Consider the following 6,820-nt stretch of genomic DNA (forward strand, 5'->3'; position numbering starts at 1 on the left):
GAGAGTATCTATAACCGCGGGGCGAAAGTCACTTATCGACCAGCGCTTGAGTGGCGCTTGAGTGGCGCTTAAGTTGAAATCGCTGAAGTGAGTTTGTGCCTCAACGATTTAAACAGAATATCTGATTTCTCTTTCAAGTTACCGGTGAATTTATATTTATCGGGTGTGTTTATTTATATAGCTCCTCAAGCCTCCTCAATTTTCTAGTATTTCTGGTTAGCCCCCGTTATAACGTTAATGGAACTGGACAAAAGGAAAGTATTGTGGCGGCTACTTAAAGCGTTCAAGTTCTACCGCAGTATCTGAATTATAGAGTTAGAGACGCGCCCAAAAATTTGCATGGTTGTAGGCAATCTCCCTCATCATGACTATTTCCTAAATTCTGCCGATGAACGGGCTATTCTAATTACAAATCAGCCTCAACTGTTTACCAATTCGCGAAAATCCATTATTCTCCATATTGGTTATGTTTAATGCTTAAGAAATGTTTAAATCCATATCAAAAGTAATATTAGTGTTTACAGTGCTATCTGCCCTCGTCGGGCAAGCGATGGCTGTAGATACTATGAGTTTTGAAATGGCTATTGACAACAAACATTACAATAGTAATTCTGAATCGAATTGCTCTACGAACATGAGCCATGGTATGAGAGTAGATTCTAGCAGTTCGGAGAACGCTAGTATTAAAGATTGTTGCAACACTTCGGAATGCACATGCCCACCAGGTGGTTGTACTCATGCTCCCGTCCTTATAGCTTCCATGATGACTGTTCAACACCCAGTGGTGCCGGACGCTTCATTTGGCTTGTTCTTCCAACAGCCAGTTTCAGTAACATCCTCACTTTTTCGCCCACCGATATTTGCCTAACACGGGGTCAGTGCGTCCAAATTTAACGCACAATTTGTTTCAGTTCCTGTTTATTATCTAGGTGCTAGCGTACCTATATGTGCCAGCTTTGTCTGGAGGCAAAAATGTTAAAAAAAATCATCTATCAAGCTGCGGTATTACTGCTAATTCTACCTAGCATTGCCATGGCAAATATCCACCATGGCGCAAACGACGTCTTCGAATTATTAGTTTATAAATCACCATCGTGTGGATGTTGCAAAAAGTGGATAACCCATCTAGAAAACCAAGGGTTTCAACTACGTACAAAGGACTTTCATAACTTGAGCGACATCAAGAACGAATACGGAATTTCGCCAAATCTTCGCTCTTGCCATACCGCTGTTACAGAAAACGGCTTTGTATTTGAAGGCCATGTCCCTTCTAAGTTTATAAAACGATTCTTGTTAGAAGAACATCCAAAGGCTATCGGGTTATCTGTTCCAGCTATGCCAGTAGGTTCACCCGGAATGGAAGTAGCAGAGCAGTTTATGCCTTATACCGTTTTCATTATATATCAAGATGGGAGCTACGAACCTTACGCGAAAGTAGAAAGCTACGACAGTCAATTCGATTGAAGTCAAAGTTAAACAAATAAATGCGCACTTTTGACAATCAAAGCAATTTTAATTTTTAAAAACCGAATATTAACCAAAGATAGAGGTAATCATGAAAGCACTTGTTAAATCATTTGCAATATTTAGTGTACTGCTAAGCAGCGTGGCATTAGCACATGAGGCTATAGAAATTAAATCTAGCACACCAAGCAAAAATGCAATGCTGATGGAGGCCCCAATGGAACTATCAGTCAGCTTTACCAAGGGAGTTAGATTAATAAAAGTAGTTTTAAAAGATAGTGAAGGTGCAAAAGTTGATTTTGGCTTTGAACCTCCGAAAGAGGTTGCAACGGATTATTCTTGGACCTTACCTAAATTACGTCCAGGTTCATACAATGTTGAGTTCATCATGCTTGGCTCCGATGGGCACAAGATGAAAGATAGTTTTGGATTTATGGTGCACTAAAAAGGGGATTCAGCTGTGGAAATGTATATCTGGAACACTGTAATTGTAGTGTCAAAGCTAATGTTTTATTTAGGTTTCGCGGCCACAGCTGGATATACATTTTTCTGGCGAGATATTAACGATAATAGCACAAATTATACAACGCCATCTTATAGCGCTGTATGGGTAAAGGTTTGTGTCTTTGTTGCGTTTATTTCTAATGCAGTGTGGTTTATCGCGAACACTGGAGCGATGGTAGAAGAGGGAATTCAAGGCGCACTTGACCCCTTTATGCTTAAGATAATGTTGAGTTCTCCTATCGGTGAAGTCACCTTGTATCGTGCGGGGGGGTTAGCCGTAGCTTTAATAACTATCTACTTATTGAAATTTAAACCTCTTAAACCTTTCCTAAGGTTAAAGTCTTGCTTACTTGTGCTGTGTCTATTCACTCTCTCGTACACATTTACTTTAACCGGCCACGTTTCTGAATTAGGAAGTATTGCTCGAATACTACTTATGGTTCACGTATTTGTTATGGCTTGGTGGTTTGGTGCATTGATTCCGTTAAAGCTCTCCTGCCATTACCAGAGCTACGAAAAGCTTTATAAATTAATGGATAGGTTTGGTACGCAGGCGGCCGTATTGGTTACCTTATTATTATCTGCAGGCATTTGGCTAGCTATTCAATTGGTAGGTAGTTTTGAAGGGTTATTTAGCTCCATATATGGGCAAACTCTTCTTGTTAAAATGTTCCTTGTAACTAGCATTCTAGCTATTGCTATACGGCACAAACTGAAATTAGTCCCAAAACTTAAAAGTGGCTCGGGAAGCGAAGCACTCTCAAAATCCATTTCATTAGAGTTAACAATAGCAGTTGCTATTTTAATCATTACTTCTGGGCTTACGAGTATTGTAGGTCCCGAAAGATAAAACTTAGAAGAGAAATTCAAATGAAAATTAAATTATTAGTCTTACTATTTATCATGCCCGTAATCATGAGTTTTGCTGCTAGTGCCCATGAAAAAGAACATCATGAGAAAGGTATGTTTAGTGGGTTAGATACGCCTGCAGCTAAAATAGTTATTGCATTCCATCACGCGCTTAATACGGGAGACAAAATCACTGCGAAGAGCCTACTGGCGGATGATGTGACTATTTATGAAGGAGGCGGAGTTGAGAGGAGCGCAGATGAATATGCTCAACATCATATGAATTCAGATATGGAATATCTATCGTCAGTGACAAATAAAGCGTTGGAGCATCAAGTCAAAGTTCTGGGCAACACAGCAATCTCCGCATCGCGGTTTCTGGTCAATGGGATGTTTAAGGGGGAAGAGAGAGACTACCAAAGTATGGAAACAATTGTCTTAATCAACACCGAAGGAGAGTGGAAAATCAAACATATTCATTGGTCAAATTGATTCGATTAACTACCCGAGAGAGCTCGTATGAAAAAATTTTTAATCATAATCATTTCGTCTTTGTTATCTTTTTTTCACTTTCGCTCATGATAACAATGCAACTGATAAAGATCAGATAAAAGACATTATAAAGCAAATTGAATATGGCTGGGAGAATGGAGACGGTGCCCCCTTTAAAAAGCACTTTTTCGACTTTAAAGGCGCAAGATACTTTGAATCTGGCGGACAGAATGTAGGGTTAAGTGACTTGATAGAGCATCATGTTGAACCAGAAAAGGATGCCTTAGTTTTCTTAAGTTTAGATTTTTCTAACATTCAAACTCATGTAGAAGATGATTTTGCTTGGACACTCGTTGATACAACCGTTCAAGGAGAGGTTAGGAAGTCTGGAAAAACTTTCAACAAAACGGGGTTTCAAACCTTTCTTTTTAAAAAAGTTAACGGTGAGTGGCTGGTAGTTCACACGCATTCCTCTAGTAGAAATCGTGCAAAAGACTAGCGAAATAAATGTATTGAAAGCTACTTTGGTAATATCAACGGTAGCTTTCCAGTTTGCTCAAGATCAGAACCATCTCGGCTATCCTATTGCCAAAATGCCTTACACTTCATATTGGCACGAACTAAGCTTCCCGCCAGCCAATGAACCGTAAGCGTCCGATAATTCCACCTAGCGCTTAGCAAACTGCCATGGTAGCAGTTGCTCGATGTCGACGTCAGGCTTGCTGAGTTCATCAAGGCAAGTCATCACATACTCGAATACGTTCAGGTCGTTGGCTTTAGCCGTTTCGATGATGCTGTAGAGAACAGCGCTGGCGTTGGCGCCCGTGGCCGTTTGGCTAAACAGCCAGTTTTTTCTACCTATGACGAACGGCTTTATCCCGCGCTCAGCGCGATTATTATCGATACTCAATAACCCGCCGAGTGTATAGCGTTCCAGCTTTTTCCATTGGTTTAAGCAGTATTGTATCGCTTCGCCCAACTTGGTTTTGGGTAACACTTGTTGAGCCGATTTCATTAGCCACATATGAAGCTGGCTCAGTAACGGCACACTTTTTTTATCGCACCTCTACCGTTTTATCTTTTAGCTGGGTTTCTAGGCGGTAGAGTTTTTGGATGTGATTGAGTGCCCAATCCGCTTTGCCACTGCCTTTCTTACCTGCGCCTTTTTTGGCTTCCATGAACTTACGGCGTGCATGTGCCCAGCAACCAATGAGTATGGCTTGCGTTTGCTCGTAGCCTTGATAGCCATCCACTTGTAAGTAGCCGCTGTAACCTTTAAGGAAGTCTACGGCGCATTGCCCAGCGCGACTATTGTGATAGTCGTACAGCACGATATTAGGTATCTCTGTCCCCGAGATATTACCGGTAGGTGAGTCAGCGCCACTGGCGTACAACCACATGTAGCTATTCACTTTCTCAGATTCAACGACCTTCAGCGTGGTTTCATCCGCCGCGATAACCGGTTGTTTCAGGATATGTTGATGGAGCTGGTCATAAAGCGGTTTAAATAGCTCAGCGCAGCGGATTATCCAGTCAGCCATGGTTTTACGACTTAATTCGATACCATGCTGTTTGAACATAGACTCTTGTCGATACAGCGGTAACCCATACTGATATTTGCTGGTAATGATTTGGCTTAATAAACTTGGGGTCGCATAACCTTTAGGGATAACGCTGTGAGGTACAGGCGCTTGTTTTACTGTGTTGCTAATACCGTCTTTCTCACAGGTACGACACGCATATTTAGGGCGAACATGCTCAATCACTTTGACCTGAGCAGGAATAAACTGAAGCTTTTCTGACTTATCTTCACCAATGCGATGTAGCTCACCTGCACAACAGCCACAGACTTTTTCTTCGTCGCTAATATCGTGAACGATAACCTCACGAGGTAGGCCTTTGGGTAACGGTTTACGTGTGGGCTTTTTACGCGTGTAGCTTATGGCTTCTTCTTGCGTATCTGATTCAACAGCAAGCGCTTCCGCTTCATTAAACAACTCACCTTGCCCAGGATGACCTTCGGCGCTTTGACCGAACTGTTTATGCTGGGAAATACGAAACTGCTCCTCAAGATATTGATAGCGAGACATCACCTGCGACAACACCTTTTTCAATGTTGCTGGGTCATCAGGTAAGCTTTCGATATCAATATTCATGGTCTTATTATAATGTAATAATGCATTGATTTACCGACATTATTAAGACGATTTCGTGATCGTTAATCGCTACTTATGATCACAGGTTATAAGCCGGATGCATTGTAGTGCAACGGCTGATGGCCTATTACATCGTAGCCTGATAACAGCCACTGTAACTGCTGTTCACTTACATTCAGATGCTGTAAGTTAGCATCGACAGGCCACTTGAACCGATGCTTCTCGAGACGTTTGTACCAAAGCGCAAAGCCCGTTTTATCCCAATAGAGTATTTTGAGCTTATCGCGCTTTTTATTGCAAAACACAAACAGCGCATCACGAAAGGCATTGAGCTCCATGTTCTGTTCGACCACTACAATCAAGCCATTAATCGATTTACGAAAGTCGACGATATCCATGTATAAATAAACGTCGGCAGGCTCAACAAACATCTTCATTCAGCTAGTGCCTTCATCACGGTAGCAAGCCAGTGAGGGCTAACATTCGTTGGCACGCTAAGATGAGCGCTCCCAAGTTGCAGAAGAAGTTCGCCACCGGTCTCATCGGTGTGTGACTCAACCTTTGTTACTTCACGTTTGACGTGAACGAACTTGCTATGAGTACGCTGAAGACGAATATCACGTCGCCTGGTGTAGTAGGTTTGGACATTAATCTGTTGCTGGCGGCAAAACGCCACCGCTGTGAGTCCACTTTGTTTTTGTTGCTCAAATAAATTGAGCCAGTCTTCTACTTCTCTTCGTTGATGATGCGCCATGGTCATTCTCCTTAACAAAGAGAGCACCATGACGTAGAAAACCTATGAATTGAATGTGGGGATTACCGGACGGACACAATGAACCCTTATTATTCGTTTTTGCACAGATTTTTAATCAACATCGAATCCTTAAACACTTGTCCTCCCAACCTACATTTTGTTCCACATACGCTATTCTCAAAAGGTGCAGAGAAATATGAAAATCGTTTATTTTGGAAACGACTTATTCTCGAATTGTTTGTCACTTCTAATTAAAAATAGATTGAACATTGAACGCGTTTTTATAAACGATGTTCAGGAAAATGCGAGCTTCATCAAACGAATTTGTCGTAAATACAATATTGTTTATTCCACTGAAAAACCAAGTATCGTGACTCTTAAAGGATATTTAAATGACGAACAGACAGTCTTTGTTGTAGCCGATTACGGATACAAAGTACCCACAAACGAAATAAAATATGCGATTAATATCCACCCATCTTTACTACCCAAAAGTAGAGGCCCCCGAATTCAACTGCGAAGTGCGACACTCGTCAATATCAAGCAGCCAATGCCATTTCTTTAAATACAATCGCTGGCTGCTTGAAGCCTAAACACTTTC

At 41.5% G+C, this 6,820-nt stretch carries 8 protein-coding genes and 1 pseudogene; 6 read left to right on the plus strand and 3 right to left on the minus strand.

Annotated elements, in window-relative coordinates:
- Positions 1–484: 484 nt before the first annotated feature.
- The 6 genes from BIZ39_RS22665 (at position 485) to BIZ39_RS19725 (ending at position 3,808) form a co-directional block, all read left to right on the plus strand.
- A complete protein-coding gene (locus BIZ39_RS22665) occupies positions 485–868 on the plus strand; it encodes a CopL family metal-binding regulatory protein (RefSeq protein ID WP_152910911.1) in 384 nt (127 codons plus the stop codon).
- Between the two features lie 104 nt (positions 869–972).
- On the plus strand, positions 973–1,464 hold the full coding sequence (locus BIZ39_RS19705) for a DUF411 domain-containing protein (RefSeq protein ID WP_014978038.1): 492 nt from the start codon (positions 973–975) through the stop codon (positions 1,462–1,464).
- Between the two features lie 91 nt (positions 1,465–1,555).
- Complete coding sequence (locus tag BIZ39_RS19710; protein ID WP_012516900.1) at positions 1,556–1,909, plus strand: copper resistance protein CopC; 354 nt, start codon at positions 1,556–1,558, stop codon at positions 1,907–1,909.
- 21 nt (positions 1,910–1,930) lie between these two features.
- The gene (locus BIZ39_RS19715; RefSeq protein WP_012516901.1) at positions 1,931–2,818 is read left to right on the plus strand and encodes a copper resistance D family protein; all 888 of its coding nucleotides are present in this window, start codon (positions 1,931–1,933) and stop codon (positions 2,816–2,818) included.
- Between the two features lie 20 nt (positions 2,819–2,838).
- Positions 2,839–3,309 carry a YybH family protein gene (locus BIZ39_RS19720; protein WP_012516902.1) on the plus strand — a complete coding sequence of 157 codons (471 nt, stop codon included), beginning with the start codon at positions 2,839–2,841 and terminating at the stop codon, positions 3,307–3,309.
- 136 nt (positions 3,310–3,445) lie between these two features.
- Positions 3,446–3,808: a DUF4440 domain-containing protein gene (locus tag BIZ39_RS19725; protein WP_231514349.1), complete on the plus strand. Its 363-nt coding sequence runs from the start codon at positions 3,446–3,448 to the stop codon at positions 3,806–3,808.
- A 168-nt stretch (positions 3,809–3,976) separates the two neighbouring features.
- Here the strand turns inward: BIZ39_RS19725 and tnpC are convergent.
- The 3 genes and pseudogenes from tnpC to tnpA all read right to left on the minus strand — a co-directional run bounded on the left by tnpC (position 3,977) and on the right by tnpA (position 6,219).
- Positions 3,977–5,465 (minus strand): annotated as a pseudogene (gene tnpC, locus BIZ39_RS19730) (IS66 family transposase).
- Between the two features lie 86 nt (positions 5,466–5,551).
- Positions 5,552–5,902, minus strand: coding sequence for an IS66 family insertion sequence element accessory protein TnpB (gene tnpB, locus BIZ39_RS19735; protein ID WP_013784480.1), 351 nt, complete (start codon positions 5,900–5,902; stop codon positions 5,552–5,554).
- Positions 5,899–6,219, minus strand: a complete 321-nt coding sequence (gene tnpA, locus BIZ39_RS19740; protein ID WP_013784481.1) for an IS66 family insertion sequence element accessory protein TnpA — start codon at positions 6,217–6,219, stop codon at positions 5,899–5,901. Before tnpA ends, tnpB begins: the two co-directional genes overlap by 4 nt.
- Positions 6,220–6,820: the final 601 nt, after the last annotated feature.

Source organism: Alteromonas sp. BZK5, assembly GCF_014349115.1.
Taxonomy (GTDB): Bacteria; Pseudomonadota; Gammaproteobacteria; order Enterobacterales; family Alteromonadaceae; genus Alteromonas; species Alteromonas macleodii.